The 16,125-nt window shown below is 45.5% G+C and carries 12 protein-coding genes and 2 pseudogenes; 9 read left to right on the forward strand and 5 right to left on the reverse strand.

Features of this window, described 5'->3' with window-relative positions; genetic code table 11:
• Window positions 1-10: 10 nt before the first annotated feature.
• The 7 genes and pseudogenes from G636_RS18640 to G636_RS0113620 all read left to right on the forward strand — a co-directional run.
• Window positions 11-715: pseudogene (locus G636_RS18640) on the forward strand (group II intron maturase-specific domain-containing protein); the annotation flags it as partial.
• A 102-nt stretch (window positions 716-817) separates the two neighbouring features.
• Window positions 818-2,197, forward strand: a complete 1,380-nt coding sequence (purF, locus tag G636_RS0113595; RefSeq protein WP_155832401.1) for an amidophosphoribosyltransferase — start codon at window positions 818-820, stop codon at window positions 2,195-2,197.
• Between the two features lie 416 nt (window positions 2,198-2,613).
• Window positions 2,614-7,164 (forward strand): glutamate synthase large subunit, encoded by a 4,551-nt coding sequence (gene gltB / locus G636_RS0113600; protein ID WP_026508505.1) that lies wholly within the window; start codon window positions 2,614-2,616, stop codon window positions 7,162-7,164.
• Window positions 7,164-8,648, forward strand: coding sequence for a glutamate synthase subunit beta (locus tag G636_RS0113605; protein WP_026508506.1), 1,485 nt, complete (start codon window positions 7,164-7,166; stop codon window positions 8,646-8,648). Before gltB ends, G636_RS0113605 begins: the two co-directional genes overlap by 1 nt.
• A gap of 36 nt (window positions 8,649-8,684) precedes the next feature.
• A complete protein-coding gene (locus tag G636_RS0113610) occupies window positions 8,685-9,860 on the forward strand; it encodes a glutamine synthetase family protein (protein WP_026508507.1) in 1,176 nt (391 codons plus the stop codon).
• 11 nt (window positions 9,861-9,871) lie between these two features.
• Window positions 9,872-10,450, forward strand: coding sequence for an ANTAR domain-containing response regulator (locus G636_RS0113615; protein ID WP_026508508.1), 579 nt, complete (start codon window positions 9,872-9,874; stop codon window positions 10,448-10,450).
• A 734-nt stretch (window positions 10,451-11,184) separates the two neighbouring features.
• The gene (locus G636_RS0113620; protein WP_026508509.1) at window positions 11,185-11,826 is read left to right on the forward strand and encodes a L,D-transpeptidase; all 642 of its coding nucleotides are present in this window, start codon (window positions 11,185-11,187) and stop codon (window positions 11,824-11,826) included.
• Window positions 11,827-11,892: 66 nt separating this feature from the next.
• On the opposite strand, the gene G636_RS18645 is transcribed toward G636_RS0113620, so the two are convergent.
• Window positions 11,893-13,005: a helix-turn-helix domain-containing protein gene (locus G636_RS18645; protein WP_035779730.1), complete on the reverse strand. Its 1,113-nt coding sequence runs from the start codon at window positions 13,003-13,005 to the stop codon at window positions 11,893-11,895.
• A complete protein-coding gene (locus tag G636_RS20380) occupies window positions 12,992-13,153 on the reverse strand; it encodes a hypothetical protein (protein WP_155832402.1) in 162 nt (53 codons plus the stop codon). The genes G636_RS18645 and G636_RS20380 overlap by 14 nt, the downstream gene beginning before the upstream one ends.
• Before the next feature lie 251 nt (window positions 13,154-13,404).
• On the opposite strand from G636_RS20380, the gene G636_RS0113635 reads away from it, so the two are divergent.
• A complete protein-coding gene (locus tag G636_RS0113635) occupies window positions 13,405-13,941 on the forward strand; it encodes a hypothetical protein (protein WP_026508510.1) in 537 nt (178 codons plus the stop codon).
• A gap of 30 nt (window positions 13,942-13,971) precedes the next feature.
• Window positions 13,972-14,526 carry a TetR/AcrR family transcriptional regulator gene (locus G636_RS0113640; protein ID WP_026508511.1) on the forward strand — a complete coding sequence of 185 codons (555 nt, stop codon included), beginning with the start codon at window positions 13,972-13,974 and terminating at the stop codon, window positions 14,524-14,526.
• Between the two features lie 332 nt (window positions 14,527-14,858).
• On the opposite strand, the gene G636_RS0113645 is transcribed toward G636_RS0113640, so the two are convergent.
• From G636_RS0113645 to G636_RS20750, 3 genes and pseudogenes are all read right to left on the reverse strand, one after another.
• Window positions 14,859-15,413: a hypothetical protein gene (locus G636_RS0113645; RefSeq protein ID WP_026508512.1), complete on the reverse strand. Its 555-nt coding sequence runs from the start codon at window positions 15,411-15,413 to the stop codon at window positions 14,859-14,861.
• Window positions 15,406-15,573: a PASTA domain-containing protein gene (locus G636_RS20090; RefSeq protein WP_081668490.1), complete on the reverse strand. Its 168-nt coding sequence runs from the start codon at window positions 15,571-15,573 to the stop codon at window positions 15,406-15,408. The genes G636_RS0113645 and G636_RS20090 overlap by 8 nt, the downstream gene beginning before the upstream one ends.
• Window positions 15,574-15,830: 257 nt before the next feature.
• A pseudogene (locus G636_RS20750) lies at window positions 15,831-16,125 on the reverse strand (IS66 family transposase); the annotation flags it as partial.

Below are 16,125 nucleotides of genomic sequence, written 5' to 3' on the forward strand. Positions count from 1 at the left end.
CTCGGCATAAGGTGGAAATTTATCTCCACTTCTTGCGAATATCTACCTCAATGAGTTCGACCAAGAGTTTCTAAAAAGAGGTGTGCCTTGCATAAGATATGCAGATGACATCGTTCTTCTAGCGAAAAGCAAAAGAGCATCAGAGAGACTCTTGGAAAGCAGTACAAAATATCTCGAAGAGAAACTGAAGTTAACAGTAAATCGAGAGAAAAGTCGTACTGTCAGCGTGTTTGCAATCCGAAATTTTAAATTCCTTGGCTTTGCATTGGGAAGGAACGGAAGTGGCGTTTTCGTCAGGGTTCATCCAAAGTCATTGAAGAAGTTCAAGTCAAAGCTGAAAGATTTATCTTCCCGTAAGTCTGTGCAATCCATCAAGCCTAGCCTTGAGAAAATCAAGGTATATGCGAGAGGATGGCTTAACTACTACGGTATAGCAAGCATGAAGAACAACATAGACGAAATCAATGGATGGCTCTATCACAGAATACGTATGTGTATATGGAAACAATGGAAGAAGCCCAAGACAAAGGTGCGAAATCTGATTAAGATGGGTGTACCCGAGGACTTGGCGTACATGGCTGGTAACAGTCGGCGTGGATATTGGTTTACCACACATACAGTCGCAGTCAACATGGCGATGACAAAAGAAAGACTGATAAACAGTGGCTTCTATGATTTAGCCACAGCCTATCAGTCTGTGCACGTCAACTATTGAAAGCGCCGTATACCGAACGGTACGTACGGTGCTGTGAGAGGACGGGAGCTAATCACTCCCTCCTACTCGATTGATTCATTACAAAAGAGGAGAATAAGCCCTGTGTATCAGGATTTTGACAAGCTGCACGAAGAGTGCGGCGTATTTGGTGTATATGCCCCCGAGGGCAGTGAAGTGGCAGGTGACATATACTATGGATTGATAGCACTACAGCATAGAGGTCAGGAATCTGCGGGCATGTCTGTGTGTGATGCTGCGGGACCTATGGGCAATATATCTACTCATAAGGGCATGGGCCTGGTCAGCGAGGTATTTACGCCGGAAGGTCTTGGCAAATTAAAGGGCAATATTGGTGTGGGCCATGTCAGATATTCCACTACCGGCGGAAGCTCTGTGGAAAATGCCCAGCCCATAGCCATGAACTATATCAAGGGTACCCTTGCCCTGGTACATAACGGCAATATCAGAAATGCAGATGAGCTAAAGACAGGGCAGATGTACAGAGGTCAGGCGCATTATACTACTTCTGATACGGAGGTTCTGGCTTACGAGATCATCAGTGAGAGAGTAAAGACCGGCTCTATTGAGGAAGCTGTAAAGGCAGCAGCATACAAGCTTCGCGGCGGATATGCCTGCCTTGTCATGAGCCCCAGAAAGCTCATAGCTATCAGAGATCCTCATGGGATCAAGCCTCTGGTAATGGGCAAAAAGGGTGACAGCTATATCTTTGCTTCTGAAACTGCAGCTATTACCACAGTGGGAGGCAGCGTCATCAGAGATGTAGAGCCCGGCGAAATGGTGATAGTGACTGCAGAGAAAGTTACGTCAGAGCCTGTTGCCACAGGGCAGCAGAGAGCTCACTGCATCTTTGAATATATATATTTTGCCAGAAATGATTCTGTTATAGATGGTATACCTGTCCATGATGCCAGGGTGAGAGCCGGAAGAGCTCTTGCCAGGCAAAATCCTGTGGATGCTGACCTGGTCATCGGAGTACCGGATTCCGGACTTGCCGCAGCGGAAGGCTATGCAGCAGAGAGCGGCATCCCCTTTGCTCTTGGCTTTCACAAGAACAGTTACATAGGCAGGAGCTTTATCAAGCCTACAGATGAAGAGAGAAAAAATGCTGTCCATATGAAGCTCTCGGTACTGGAGCATGTAGTAAAGGGTAAGAAGCTGGTGCTCATAGATGACTCCATAGTCAGAGGCACTACTATGAAGCAGATCATAGGAATGATGCGTGGGGCAGGAGCTCTTGAAGTTCACGTCAGGATATCGTCACCGCCATTTCTCTATCCCTGCTATTATGGGACAGATGTGCCTACAGCAGGCCAGCTGATCGCATCAGAGCATTCTACCGAGGATGTAAGGCAGCGTATAGGAGCAGACAGCCTGGCATATCTCACAATAGATGATTTTGGCTCTATGGTAGGGGACCTTCCCATCTGCAAGGCCTGCTTCGACAATAATTACCCTGTATGATGATTGCACAGCTGCAGAAGCTATTTTCCTCGTTTGCGACACTTCAAATGGTTTTTTACTATAGTCTTCTGCAGCTGTGCGATAATGTATACATGTTGGCGTGTGTATGGAATTGAATAATAAATAGGATGATTTGTACTTAGAAAAAACTAAATTTGACACTTGACAGGATACATGTATACAAAGTAAGATATTAGAAATGTCAATGGTGACATTTTATATGTGTTTATTCGAGTAAATATATAAAAAAAGAAATACAAAATAAGAAATACAAAATAAGAAGAGACAATGGTGTCTTGGGTTTACTACCCGAGGCGCCATTTTTTATAGCATGAGACTGGCAGATGTATGTATAAAGCCTGGTGCTATTATCACGATCAGGTATGAGACCAAGGATGACCGTTAAGGAGGAGTATATGAGCGGGATGTTTAAGGAGCTGGAAGAAAATGGCCTGTACAGGCAGGATTTTGAGCATGATAACTGTGGTATAGGCGCTATCATTGATGTCAAAGGGCGTGCAAGTCATGCTCTTGTCAGCGATGCCCTTTCCATAGTTGAGAAACTGGAGCACCGTGCAGGTAAGGATGCTGAAGGCAAGACTGGTGACGGTGTAGGTATCCTTACCCAGATTCCCCATGACTTTTTTGTGCGCAGGATGAAAGATCAGGGAGTAGAGCTTCCGGGACGTAGGCAGTACGGCGTAGGTATGTTCTTTTTTCCTCAAAACGAGCTGGATATGCGCAGAGAAAAATCTATGTTTGAGATCATCTCTGGCAAGAGCGGTCTGGAGATCCTGGGCTGGAGAAAGGTGGATTCAGCTCCCGAAGTACTGGGTTCTAAGGCTAAAGAGTGCATGCCTTCTATATATCAGGTGTTCATTAATCGTCCTGACAGCGCTTCTTCGGATCTGGACTTTGATCGCATGCTCTACATTGTCCGCAGGGAGTTTGAGCAGAGTAGTACTGACACCTATGTGGTATCTCTCTCCTGCCGTACCATCGTATACAAGGGTATGTTCCTGGTAGGACAGCTTCGCACATTTTTTACAGATCTGTGTGACAAGGATTATAAATCCGCCATTGCCATGGTACATTCCAGATTCTCTACAAACACAGCACCCAGCTGGAACAGGGCTCATCCCAACAGATTCATCGTGCACAATGGCGAGATCAATACCATCAAGGGCAATGCTGACAAGATGCTGGCCCGCGAAGAGACCATGTCTACAGGTGTATTTACAGCAGAGGACATGACCAAGGTCCTGCCTGTTATCTCTCAGAGTGGCTCTGATTCAGCTATGCTGGACAATACTCTTGAGTTTTTGGTGATGAGCGGTATGCCTCTGCCCCTTGCTGCATCTATCATGATACCTGAGCCCTGGGCACATAATGAGACCCTTTCCCAGGAGGAGAGAGACTTTTACCAGTACTATGCTACTATGATGGAGCCCTGGGACGGACCTGCATCCATTCTTTTCTCCGACGGTGATATGATGGGCGCCATCCTGGACAGGAACGGACTGCGTCCTTCCAGATATTATGTTATGGATGATGACAGGCTGATCCTTTCCTCAGAGGTAGGTGTCCTGGATCTGGATGAGAAGCATATCATCAAAAAGGAGAGGCTCCATCCGGGCAAGCTCCTTCTCGTAGATACCAAAGAAGGACGCATTATTTATGACGAAGAGATCAAGGAGATATACGCTCACCAAAAGCCTTACGGCGAGTGGCTGGACAGCAATCTGCTCAACCTCTCCGATCTCAAGATCCCAAATAAAAAAGTAATATCCTATTCCGACAAGGAGCGTCTGCGCCTGCAGAAGGCCTTTGGTTATACCTGGGAAAACTATCATGACAGCATCCTCTCCATGGCTCTTTCAGGCAATGAAGCCATAGGCTCTATGGGTGTTGATACTCCCATAGCTGCTCTGTCTGGCTTGCACCAGCCTCTTTTCTATTATTTCAAGCAGCTCTTTGCCCAGGTTACCAATCCGCCTATTGATGCCCAGAGGGAGGAGATAGTCACATCAAGGACAGTATACCTTGGTACCAACGGCAATCTCTTGGAAGAGAAGCCTGAGAACTGCCATGTGCTCAAGATCAATAATCCTATCCTCACAGATCTGGACCTGCTCAAGATAGAAGAGATGAAGAGAGAGGGCTTTAAGGTAGCAAAGGTATCGCTTCTCTACTATAAGAGGACTCCTATGAAGAGAGTGCTCAGCCATCTCTTTGTAGAAGTGGATAAGGCTTACAAAGAGGGTGCCAATATCCTGATACTCTCAGACAGAGGTGTGGATGAGAACCATGTGGCTATACCGTCGCTCCTGGCAGTAGCAGCTGTCCACAAGCACCTGGTAGATACCAAGAAATGTACAGCTATGTCCATCATCGTAGAGTCAGGTGAGCCCAGAGAGGTACACCATTTTGCTACTCTCCTTGGATATGGTGCAAGTGCTGTCAATCCTTACCTTGCTCATGCTACCATTGCCCAGCTGGTTGAAGAGGACCTTTTGGACAAAGACTATTATGCAGCAGTAAATGATTATGATAATGCAGTCCTTTTTGGCATAGTCAAGATTGCTTCCAAGATGGGTATCTCTACTATCCAGTCCTATCAGGGCAGCAAGATATTTGAAGCAATTGGCGTAGCAAAGGATGTTATAGATGAATACTTTACAGGTACTGTAAGCCGTGTAGAGGGCATCAGCCTTGATGATATTGCAGCTACCTATGATGAGATGCACAGCAGGGCTTTTGATCCCCTTGGACTGTCCGCAGACCTTGAGCTTACAGCTCTTGGCAGGCACAAGCTCAGGGCTCAGGGAGAGCATCACAGATACAGCCCTGCTACCATACATATGCTGCAGACAGCTACCAGAGAGGGTGATTATGACAAGTTCAGGTCATATACACAAATGGTAGATGATGAGAAGACAGGTTACCTGCGCAGCATGCTGGACTTTGTATATCCTGATCAGGGTATCTCTATAGACGAAGTAGAGAGTGAAGAGACCATAGTAAAGAGATTTAAGACAGGTGCAATGAGCTACGGCTCCATCTCCGAGGAAGCCCATCAGGCACTGGCAGTAGCCATGAACCGCTTAAAGGGTAAGAGCAACAGTGGTGAAGGTGGCGAGAGTGATGAGAGGATACTCTCAGCCGGTACAGATAATGACAGGAGCTCTGCTATCAAGCAGGTAGCCAGCGGAAGATTTGGTGTGACCAGCAGATATCTGGTCAGCGCCAGAGAGATACAGATCAAGATGGCTCAGGGTGCAAAGCCCGGTGAGGGTGGTCACCTGCCCGGCAAGAAGGTATATCCCTGGATCGCCAAGACCAGGCACTCCACACCCGGTGTGAGCCTGATCTCACCTCCGCCTCATCATGATATCTATTCCATAGAAGATCTGGCAGAGCTGATCTATGACCTTAAGTGTGCCAATAAGGACGCCAGGATATCAGTCAAGCTGGTATCCGAAGCAGGTGTAGGTACTGTAGCTGCAGGTGTTGCCAAGGCCGGTGCAGCAGTAGTACTGATCTCAGGCTATGACGGAGGTACAGGTGCAGCGCCTCTGTCCTCCATACACAATGCAGGCCTTCCCTGGGAGCTGGGCCTTGCAGAGACCCACCAGACACTTCTGGCCAATGGCCTGAGGAACAGGGTAGTGGTAGAGACAGACGGTAAGCTTATGAGCGGCAGAGATGTAGCTATAGCAGCTATGCTGGGTGCAGAGGAATTTGGTTTTGCCACAGCTCCTCTTATCACCCTGGGCTGCGTCATGATGCGTCAGTGCCAGTCCGATACCTGCCCTATGGGCGTAGCTACTCAGAATCCTGAGCTTAGAAAGCGCTTTGCAGGTAAGCCCGAATATGTTGAGAACTTCATGCTCTTCATCGCCAGACAGCTTAGGGAGATCATGGCATCTCTTGGTATCAGGACTGTGGAAGAACTGGTGGGCAGGACAGACCTGCTTAGAGTAGGGACTGACCTGTCAGACAATGAGCACAAGATGGATCTCTCCCGTATACTCCTTTATACAGGCAGCCACAAGCTTAGCCATGAGCCTGCAGACCTTTATGATTTCGAACTGGCAAAGACCAAGGATGAAAGTGTGATCCTTGCTTCTAAGGATATTAGAAAAGCAATAGATAAGGGCGGTAAGGCTGCTGTAAGTGTGAAGGTCAGCAGCGTGGACAGAAGCTTTGGTACTCTGGTAGGTGCTGAGATCACAAGGCACAATCCTGAGGGCCTTAATGAAGATAGCATCACTATCAATTGTACGGGTTCAGGCGGACAGAGCTTTGGCGGATTTATCCCTGCAGGCCTTACCATTAAGCTGGTGGGTGATACCAATGACTATTTTGGTAAAGGTCTCTCAGGTGGCAAGCTCATAGTAAGCGCACCCTCAGATGCACGCTATGATCCTTCTGTCAATATCATAGCCGGCAACGTGGCTCTTTACGGTGCTACCTCCGGTGAAGCATACATAGCAGGTATGGCCGGTGAGAGATTCGCCGTTAGAAATTCCGGTGCCAGCGCTGTAGTAGAAGGCGTGGGCGAGCACGGCTGCGAATATATGACAGGAGGCTGCGTAGCAGTTCTGGGACCTGTGGGCAAAAACTTTGCGGCAGGCATGAGCGGCGGTGTGGCATATGTACTTGATGAGCACAATACCTTGTACAAGAATGTCAACAAACAGCTGGTAAGCATGGAGAGTCTCACCTTCAAAGAGGATATAGATGAGCTTAGACGTATGATAGAGCGTCATGCAGCAGCAACAGGCTCTTTAAAGGCTGCAGAGATACTTGAGCATTTTGAAGACTATATCGGACATTTCAAAAAGATCATTCCCACGGATTACAAGGAGATCCTAAGGCTGATCGCAAGAGAGATGGAGACGGGAACAGATCCTGAGACTGCGAAGATTGAGGCTTTCAAAGATTTTGTAGGAGGTAAGATCTGATGGGTAAGACAACAGGCTTTTTAGAATATGAGAGAGTAGAAGGACCTGTCAGGTCTGAAGAAGATAGAGTCAGGGATTTCTATGAATTCCACGAGGGACTCAAGGAAAAAGACAGAAGGCAGCAGGCTGCCAGGTGTATGGACTGTGGCGTGCCCTTTTGCCAGAACGGCAGCATGATCTCCGGCATGATGTCGGGATGTCCTCTTCATAATGCGGTACCTGAGATCAATGATCTGGTGTATAGGGGCAGGATGGCAGAGGCATACAGAAGGCTCTCCATGACCCACAGCTTTCCTGAGTTTACAGGACGTGTTTGCCCCGCTCTTTGCGAAGCTGCATGCACCTGCGGTCTCCATGATGAGCCCGTATCTACGAGGGCCAATGAAAAGGACGTTATCGAATATGCCTTTGAACACGGCCTTGCTATAGAGGAGAAGCCTGCAGTACGTACAGGCAAGAAGGTGGCTGTTATAGGCAGCGGCCCCGCAGGCCTGGCAGCAGCCCAGCTCCTCAACAGAAGAGGACATGAGGTGACTGTATATGAGAGGCATGACAGGGCAGGCGGCCTTCTCAGATACGGTATCCCTAACATGAAACTGGATAAGAGAGTCATTGACAGGAGACTGTCTCTGATGGAGGAAGCAGGTGTGCAGTTTGTTACAGGCTGCAATGTGGGCACAGATGTCAAGGCTTCCAAGCTAAAAAAAGAATATGATGCCGTAGTCCTGGCCTGCGGTGCGTCCAATCCCAGAGATATAGCTGCTCCCGGTAGGGATGCAAGGGGAATACGCTTTGCGGTAGATTTTCTATCTGAAGTGACCAAAAGGCTCCTGGACAGTGATCATAAGGATGTTCCCTATGAGCTGGCCAAGGATAAAGACGTGATAGTCATAGGCGGCGGTGATACAGGTAATGACTGCGTGGGCACTGTGATCAGGCTTGGGGCAAAGAGCGTGGTCCAGCTGGAGATGATGCCTGAGCCTCCCAAGGTAAGGGCAGCGTCCAATCCCTGGCCGGAATGGCCCAGGATCCTCAAGACTGACTATGGCCAGGAAGAGGCTATCTGGAAGTTTGGACATGATCCAAGAGTATATAAGACTACAGTCAAAGAGTTTATTAAGGACAAAAAGGGCAATATAAAGGAAGTAGTTACTGTCTCTCTTAAGGCAGAAAAAGATGCGAAGACAGGCAGGATGAACATGGTTCCTGTAGAGGGCAGTGAAAAGAAGCTTTTCGCAGGACTGGTGCTGATAGCAGCAGGCTTTCTTGGAAGCGAAAAATATGTGACAGATGACTTTTCTGTTGAAACAGATAATCGAAGCAACGTAAAGACAGACTGCGGATCACACAGAGCATCATCTGATAAGGTTTTTACCGCAGGTGACATGCATCTGGGCCAGTCACTGGTAGTAAGAGCTATAGCTGAAGGAAGAAGCTGCGCAAAGGAAGTAGATGAATATCTGATGGGATACAGCAATCTATGAAGATATAGGGCTCACTTAGCAGGTAGGAGGTAAGTTGTGAATTATTCTATGGAAGAAGTAATGAAGTATATCGAGGAAGAGGATGTTAAGTTCATCCGTCTGGCTTTTCGTGATGCATACGGTGTGCAAAAGAATATATCCGTAATGCCCGGCGAGATGAAGAAGGCATTTGAAGATGGTGCACCTATCAATGCCAGAGAGATCGCAGGTTTTGAGAACTGCCCCTATGCATCCCTTTATTTAAAACCCGATCCGGATACCATGGCTATCCTCCCCTGGAGACCTGACAGCGGCAAGGTACTGCGCATGTTCTGCAATATGTATACTCCTGATGGCAAGGAGTATGATGCAGACACCAGATACCTTCTTAAAAGAGCAGTTGAGAAGGCTGGGGATAAGGGTATCAGGTTCAGATTTGGCACAGAGACCGAATTTTATCTCTTCCTGAAGGATGATGACGGAAATCCTACCAAGATACCCTATGACCGTGCAGGATATATGGATATCGCTCCCCTTGATAAATGTGAGAATGTAAGAAGAGAGATATCCCTTACTATAGAGAGAATGGGCCTTACTCCTGAGAGATCCCATCATGAAAGCGGCCCCGGCCAGAATGAGATCGACTTCCATTATGCAGCACCTCTTAAGGCTGCAGATCAGATGACAACCTTTAAGATGGTTGTGAGCACTCTTGCAGACAGATATGGCCTGGTATCGGATTTTTCCCCCATGCCGCTTCCGGGCGAGCCCGGCAATGGTTACCACATCAACATCTATGCAGTAGATGAAAACGGGGAGGATGTGGTGAAATATGCGGCAGCAGGTATCATAGGCAGGATCAGGGATATGACTATATTCCTTAATCCCACAGATGATTCCTATTCAAGGCTGGGCAATAATTCCGCACCTGACAGGGTCAACTGGTCCAGTGCCGGAGTATCTGAGCTGATGTATATAGAGACCTACAAGGGCAAGACCAGGGTAGAGCTGCGCTCTCCCGATGCATCCAGCAATCCCTATCTGGTATATGTTCTTCTTATCCATGCAGGACTGGAAGGCATTGAAAAGAAGCTTGAGCTTCCCGCAGAGATGGACGCAGATGCCCTCTCTCTTCCCACATCCAAAAAGGAAGCTGCAGCACTTGCAGCACGCAGCGAATTCATCAGGAGCATAGTCCCTGAAGGCATACTTAAAGAGTACACAGGAGTATAAGGAGGTCATCTATGTCATCTAAAAAAGACATATATAACTCCATACTCATCGTATCTGATTCCGATCGCTTCACTGCAATAGTCAAAAAATCCCTGGCGGGCTTTATCACCATAGATGTGCGAAAGGACGCTTCAACAGCCAGGCGCTCTGTCCTGGAAAAAGACTATGATATAGTGATCATCGATTCGCCGCTCTGCGACGAAGCAGGTCCCGGACTGGCAATTGATGTAGCAGACAGGAGCGGAGCCTGCGTCATGCTGGTCAGTCCCGAGGGGATATGTGAAGATGTGATGGAAGAGGTGACGGACTACGGAGTGCTGGTACTGCCTGGCCCTTTTCCTGCTGGCAGGATGGACAAGGCTATCCGCTACCTCATATCCGTGCGCAGCAGGATAACTGCTCTCCAGGAGAAGGTCACAAATGCCCAGGACAAGCTGGAGGAGCTGCGCATTGTGAGCAAGGCCAAGATCCTCCTTGTAGAAAAACGCCACATGACAGAAGACGAAGCCCACCGCTTCATCGGCAAGCAGGCCATGAACAACGGCGTATCCCGCCGCCGCATCGCCCAGTACATCCTCGACGAGTTTTGAGGGGGGACGGGCGCTGCCGGGCGTGAGTTTTCCACGTTCGCAGCATCCTAAATGGCGATTTTCTAAGCCTCGCGCAGCCTTTGTCTAATTCACCTGCTCGTCTTTTCACTCCTTCGCTGGGGTGGTGGTTATATGTTCGCAATAGTACGCAATAGTCAGAAGACTCGCTGCGCGAGCCTTCTACAATCAAAAAAGAAATGCTATCTTTTTTAAGCAAGCTTAAAAGATAGCATTTCTTTTTTCCTTTATGTCCGCCTTTCGGCGTCCATGACTATTGCTGGTGCATAGAATCCCCTACGCTCAGTCGGAAAAGCACTCGCAGGTGATCTTCAGGCTGCGTATCAAGGCTAAGGAAATCTGCCATTTCGGATGAAGAGCTCGCTTTGGAAAATCTCACGCCCGGCTTCGCCTTGTCTGAGCCCTCTAATGGGGAAGAAGAGAGGTTATCTTTGGTGGAGGAAAGGGAGGAAAACGGATGGATAGTCAGTTGTATTTAAGAGATAATTACGGAAATGAATAATTAAAATTTATGAAATAAGGCATTTGGCAGAGTAGGAATGATGAATACTCATATCGTGCATATAATAATTCATTTGGTATATCTCTTATTCAAGTTGATGTTATTAATTGCCCCATATTAGCCGACAAATATATCAGAATTGATTCTGCATAATACAGCAGCGTCATAAGGGGATAAAAGTCATAATTGTATGACAGCGAAAGGGGTAATTAAAATGAAAAAAATGATGCTTGTGATCGCAGGTGTGATATTATTTGGAATTTCGTCTACGTCAGTAAGAGCGGAAGGCTTTGATGCGGCATATTATGCTGCCAGATATCCTGATGTTGTGGCTGAGCTTGGTACAGACCCTGCTGCGATGCTTTGGCATTATCAGACCTATGGTATCAATGAGCACAGATTCCAGAATGCCCAGGAAGAGGCTGCCGCGCGTCCACAGGAAGTTACCGGGGAAGCTCCTGCAGCTGCGCCTGCTCCCCAGGCCGGCGGAGAGACTTATGTGGATGTTGATATAGCTAATCAGACGGTCACTTACTATGAAAATGGTGTTGTAAAGCTTCAGACCCCCTGTGTTACAGGTAAGACCAGCGCAGGACGTGGCACTCCCACCGGAGTCTACGCCATCACCAACGAAGTTCCCGGCAAATATCTAACAGGTCCTACCTGGAAGGTATGGGTTGACAGATGGATGCCATTTAATGGCAATATAGGCCTTCATGATGCCAACTGGCGCGATGCATTTGGCGGTGACATCTATGTGAGAAGCGGATCCCATGGCTGCGTCAACCTTCCTCACGATGCAGCCGTTGCCCTATATGATATGGTCAGCGTAGGCACCAAAGTTGTAGTTAGATAAGAATGTTTAAGTGAGCCTTGGTGGGCTTGGTGGCCTGGGGTGGCCCACCCCAGGCCCACCCCAGGCTCACTTTTTTATGCTGTCCCAGTATTCTTTGGCGGAGTGTGTTTTCTTCATGATGCGGTGAGGAATAGGCTCTGAACCTTGGGAAAAGAGATTGTCTATACTTTCCACAGCGCCCATTCCCAGTTCATCATATATAGATGGATGAAAATCCTCATGGGCATGCCAGAATCTGATCTTGTCAGTGAAATCGTAGGAAGGATTCCTGTCATACTCAAGGGCCAGAGAATAAGCCTTGTCTATGCAGGCTTTCATCTCAACTGTATCGCCGGCAAGGCAGAGGCACATAGCCTTCATGGTCAGTAGTATTACTTTAACTTTGGTCATATAGCTGATGCCCTCGCCGCAGGTATTGTCAAATAGTGTCATGGCCCAGTCTATGATATCTACAGCTTCCCTGATCCCCCCTTTTTTGCCGCTGCTTACCAGGGGAGACATCATATTCATGGCATATTCTATGCTGCACACCAGAATGGAGAACAGAACCTTGGTATAATAGTGGAGTGCTTCGTCCGTTTCTCCAAGGTGAGCGTACTGCCTGCCAATATTCAGATCGGTGATCCCCATGTAATTGATCCGTGCAAATTCCTTAATTGCTTTACTGTGATCGTTTCTGCTTCTGAGCTCTGCAATCTGGTACTTTATCTTGAACTGCGTGATATCAGGGTTATCATCCTGGGAAGTATATTTGAGAGCTTTCTCATATAGTTCTATGGCCTTTTGGTCATAATTCTCTCTGCCTGTTATGATGGATATCACCGAATAGTTCTGCGCGCAGATCATCAGTATCCGCAGATTGCTTGGGTGACGGACCAGCATTTTTTCTGCTTCAACTATGGCTTCTTCATATTTTCTCTGATTTAAAAGCGTGTCCAACCTGTCTGTAAAAGAATCTATACTCTCTGATGAGAGGCTGTATCCCACCAGTACATCCAAGGATATATCAAAAAAATCAGCCATCTCCATCATGGTCAGGATATCAGGAACAGTGCTGCCGCTCTCCCATTTAGATACTGCGCCGACAGTTACGCCAAAGGCTTCTGCCAGCTCTTCCTGGGTCAGTCCTATGGATTTACGATATTTTCTGATATTCTCATCAAGCCTAAGCTGCATCATTTAATACCTCTTTATTGTCTAATAAGGGCTTTGTCATCAGTAACAGGATCAGGGTAAGGAATGCAAATATGCTGCTGAATAGGAGAATGGCGCTGGTAGAGAGCATGGCAAGGAGGCTACTGACTACGACGGAGCCTGCTTCTTTCATATCTAAAGCCTCCTATCTGCTTCCTGGCTTTATTCTAATGAAAGAAGCTCATTATTATAATACACTATCTATGCCAATCGGATAATAAAAACTTTCCTATCAGAAAAAAATGTAGGAATTCATACATTTTTCTTTTATAATGATGTCATCTTTTTGGGGAGGTACCAAAATGAGGATTTATTATTCTTGAAAAGACTATATTATAAGTATATGATTTAATGGTTATTATTGTATTGGTGGAGGCGATGCTTATGTCAGATAAGGTTTGTTTTAATGGAAGCATTGTGATAGCAGATCCGTGCTATTTTATGAATAGCGACGAAGATTGGGAGAAGTGCGGATATGGTGAGCATATGAATGAGCTGGGATTTACAGATTTTATGCGCATAGATTTTCCAGATGATCCTAAGAGGGTTATCAACAAGGCGACTGGAAAGCTAATAGGTGAATTCTGTCAGGATTCAGGGGTTATTGTGATTGTATATAAAGATGAACTACAGGCATATAACCCTGATTATGAAAAAAGCTTTGGCAGCAATAGCAATAGAACTATTATAGAGGGATTCAATGGAAAAATCTCTTTTAATGTCGAAGAAGTAACTGACGAAGAAGGATATGAAGATATTGATACTAATATAGTTGGTGATGGTAACATATCTTTTGAGACTGTTAACATTGAAGATGAGAAAGATGATGGTTTTGTTCCCAATCTTGAAATGCAGAGTGCTTTGAACGATATTATTTCCTCTAAATTGTCAGAAATGGGTATTCAGAATCGAAGGAAATGATCTTAGTGCATCCTTGTTAAGGGGAAAGATATGAGCAAATCGACAACCAAAGTAGCAATTGCCCATGCATTTAAGGAGTTGCTGCATGAAAAGAGTTTTGACAAGATCACCATCAGTGACATTACAGATAAATGTGATATAAACAGACAGACCTTTTATTATCATTTCTCGGATATCATAGATCTGACGGAGTGGATCTGCGCTGTGGATACTGACAAAGCGCTTAAGGAAAACAAGACTGCCACAACCTGGCAGGAAGGCTTTTTGTCAATATTTGATATAGTTCGTAATGACAAGAACTTTATCATGAACCTCTACAGACATGTTCCCAGGGAGTATCTCTACAATTACCTCTATCGAATGACATATGACCTTATATATGCGGCTGTTGATGAGGTATCAGGGGACCTGCACGTCCGAGAGGAAGACAAGGAATTTATAGCCAACTTTTATAAATACGGCTTTGTGGGTCTGATGATAGATTGGATAGAGCATGATATGCAGGAAGATCCAAAAGATATAGTAAAGCGTCTGGATATGCTCATATCCGGCACTTCGGAAAAAATGTTTCAATCACGACATTGAAGTGCATCCCTGCGCTTCTGAGCATGTCGACATACATCCTTGTATTTCTGACATTGGAGCACTTTAGTCATTTTGCAGGCTGCTTGCAATGAGCCGGAAGATTTGATTGAAAGGAAATTGTCATGAAGAGATATATTCCGGAAAATATGGTAAAGATCAGCAGGTATCAGAACTTTTTTCCGTCGCTTACTAAAGATATAAGACGCGATATTCGAACAATAATCCCCACCCCAAAACACAGATAGAAAGGAGCTTCGCGGTATCCATATTTTTTCTAGAACCACTTTAAGAAACACTTATTGTGATGAGCTCATTTCTATCAAAAATTCAAATCAAGGCACAAAAGTCAATCCTAAAAAGCAAAAACCAAATGCCCCAATAATCGCAAGAATAAAGACCAATCTGTTAAGACGCAATACACCATATCCAATTAGCAAAGCAATAATATTAGAGACTGACTGTGCCAAAAACAACAATGATGAAGGTAAATAATCCCAGTCATACATACTGCAATTACTGAATCCACCTAATGCTGTAATCGCAGAGAGGACAGCAAACACAATCATTATCTTAGAAAATACTCCTTTTCTAAACCTCTCTATAAACTCCTTGTCTTGTCCTTGCCTATCACGTGATTGCTGATATTTAAACTGTTCTTTGGTAAAATCCAAAGCCTCTTTTTTCAACCTCAATTCTTCTCTTTTAAGGTTGTTTGTATCTTTTATTGATTCATTACGAATTCTCTCAACTACAACGTCCTTATCTTCTATTATAAGTTTGGTGGAGCCGCAAAATGGGCAAACAACAACGTTTCTATCACCATTTATAGACATTTCTCCGCCACAATCCTCACATTTCAATTTAAATGTTCTTAATGAATCATTCATTCTCTTTTTCTCCTGCTTGTACGCTTTGAGAAACTACTTCCCAATCCGAATTATCCCAAATATATCCATCATTATCAGTCATAGTATCTATTGATGAAAAGCCAGCTTTCTTCAATGTTTCAAGTGCATCTTTCAGATTACTTGAAACTACATCAGGCATTTCAACCTTACCAGTATAAACAAAATACAAGTTGATTTTGTCATCATCGCTGTAGCATAGATGCTAGCAGTATTGTAAATACATTCCTTTTCATATTTATTAACACTCCTACACATAATTGCATTACAGAACATCTATTATATACATCCTCAATGCGAAATTCAAGAATATTATAGACTATATAATGAAATATGAAGTGAAAAGGTTACTGTTCAGACCCCAACTTGAGATAAAAATACCGGTGATCTAGACTTTTATCAGTCGGACCACCGGTATTTTCTATCAAATATCTCTGACACATTCGTGTAAATATTGCTGGGATCATTTTCGCGCAGCGTAACCAGCACACCCAATCCATCGCAGTAATACTCTAGACTGCTGAATGACCGGTATGTCATGACCTGCTTGATTTTACGTTTTACCTTACGAGCCTGACGCTCACTTAAGTTATTATTGTGCGGAACTCTTTTATCATGAAGGAACAGCAGATGGTTATGCATGTATTTCTCCATTCGTTTATACAGGTTGTAACCATCCTTATAATACTTGCCA

Origin of the sequence: Butyrivibrio sp. MC2013 (assembly GCF_000424585.1) — a bacterium.
In the GTDB taxonomy this organism is placed as follows: domain Bacteria; phylum Bacillota; class Clostridia; order Lachnospirales; family Lachnospiraceae; genus Butyrivibrio.

Bases quoted from the DNA above. Each gene is read 5' to 3' on its own strand.
- G636_RS20090 (WP_081668490.1), bottom strand. From the start codon at position 15,573: ATGCCTGATGTAGTTTCAAGTAATCTGAAAGATGCACTTGAAACATTG.
- G636_RS18645 (WP_035779730.1), bottom strand. From the start codon at position 13,005: ATGATGCAGCTTAGGCTTGATGAGAATATCAGAAAATATCGTAAATCC.
- G636_RS0113635 (WP_026508510.1), top strand. From the start codon at position 13,405: ATGTCAGATAAGGTTTGTTTTAATGGAAGCATTGTGATAGCAGATCCG.
- G636_RS20380 (WP_155832402.1), bottom strand. From the start codon at position 13,153: ATGAAAGAAGCAGGCTCCGTCGTAGTCAGTAGCCTCCTTGCCATGCTC.
- gltB (WP_026508505.1), top strand. From the start codon at position 2,614: ATGAGCGGGATGTTTAAGGAGCTGGAAGAAAATGGCCTGTACAGGCAG.
- G636_RS0113615 (WP_026508508.1), top strand. From the start codon at position 9,872: ATGTCATCTAAAAAAGACATATATAACTCCATACTCATCGTATCTGAT.
- G636_RS0113645 (WP_026508512.1), bottom strand. From the start codon at position 15,413: ATGAATGATTCATTAAGAACATTTAAATTGAAATGTGAGGATTGTGGC.
- G636_RS0113605 (WP_026508506.1), top strand. From the start codon at position 7,164: ATGGGTAAGACAACAGGCTTTTTAGAATATGAGAGAGTAGAAGGACCT.
- G636_RS0113620 (WP_026508509.1), top strand. From the start codon at position 11,185: ATGAAAAAAATGATGCTTGTGATCGCAGGTGTGATATTATTTGGAATT.
- G636_RS0113640 (WP_026508511.1), top strand. From the start codon at position 13,972: ATGAGCAAATCGACAACCAAAGTAGCAATTGCCCATGCATTTAAGGAG.